Genomic DNA, 1,341 nt, shown 5'->3' on the forward strand with positions numbered 1-1,341 from the left:
TTAGGATAAGCCCTCGACCGATTAGTATTCGTCAGCTGCACGCATTGCTGCGCTTCCACCCCGAACCTATCAACCTCGTCGTCTTCAAGGGGTCTTACTAAATTGGGAAATCTCATCTTGAGGGGGGCTTCGCGCTTAGATGCTTTCAGCGCTTATCCCGTCCGTACTTGGCTACCCAGCGGTGCTCCTGGCGGAACAACTGGTACACCAGCGGTACGTCCATCCCGGTCCTCTCGTACTAAGGACAGCTCCTCTCAAATTTCCTGCGCCCGCGACAGATAGGGACCGAACTGTCTCACGACGTTCTGAACCCAGCTCGCGTACCGCTTTAATGGGCGAACAGCCCAACCCTTGGGACCTACTTCAGCCCCAGGATGCGATGAGCCGACATCGAGGTGCCAAACCTCCCCGTCGATGTGGACTCTTGGGGGAGATAAGCCTGTTATCCCCAGGGTAGCTTTTATCCGTTGAGCGATGGCCCTTCCATTCGGTACCACCGGATCACTAAGCCCGACTTTCGTCCCTGCTCGACTTGTAGGTCTCGCAGTCAAGCTCCCTTATGCCTTTGCACTCTCCGAATGATTTCCAACCATTCTGAGGGAACCTTTGGGCGCCTCCGTTACATTTTAGGAGGCGACCGCCCCAGTCAAACTGTCCACCTGACACGGTCCCCGAACCAGTTTCATGGTCCTAGGTTAGAACTCCGATACGATCAGGGTGGTATCCCAACGTCGCCTCCACACAAGCTGGCGCTCATGCTTCAATGGCTCCCACCTATCCTGTACAGATCGTACCAAAGTTCAATATCAAGTTACAGTAAAGCTCCATGGGGTCTTTCCGTCTTGTCGCGGGTAACCTGCATCTTCACAGGTATTAAAATTTCACCGGATCTCTCGTTGAGACAGCGCCCAAGTCGTTACGCCATTCGTGCGGGTCAGAATTTACCTGACAAGGAATTTCGCTACCTTAGGACCGTTATAGTTACGGCCGCCGTTTACTGGGGCTTCGGTTCACAGCTTCGGGTTACCCCTAACCGCTCCCCTTAACCTTCCAGCACCGGGCAGGCGTCAGCCCGTATACTTCGCCTTACGGCTTCGCACAGACCTGTGTTTTTGCTAAACAGTCGCTTGGGCCTTTTCACTGCGACCCCCTCGGGCTATTCACCCTACCGAGGTACCCCTTCTCCCGAAGTTACGGGGTCATTTTGCCGAGTTCCTTAACGAGAGTTCTTCCGCGCGCCTTAGCATGCTCTGCTCGCCTACCTGTGTCGGTTTGCGGTACGGGCACCTTCACCTGGCTAGAGACTTTTCTCGGCAGCCGGAGTGCATGACCTTCGCTACT

The 1,341-nt window shown here is 55.0% G+C and carries 1 rRNA gene; it reads right to left on the reverse strand.

Annotated features, from left to right (window positions below):
• Window position 1: 1 nt before the first annotated feature.
• Window positions 2-1,341: ribosomal RNA gene (locus AC6B99_RS33280) — 23S ribosomal RNA — on the reverse strand; the annotation flags it as partial.

This window comes from Paenibacillus liaoningensis, assembly GCF_059609455.1.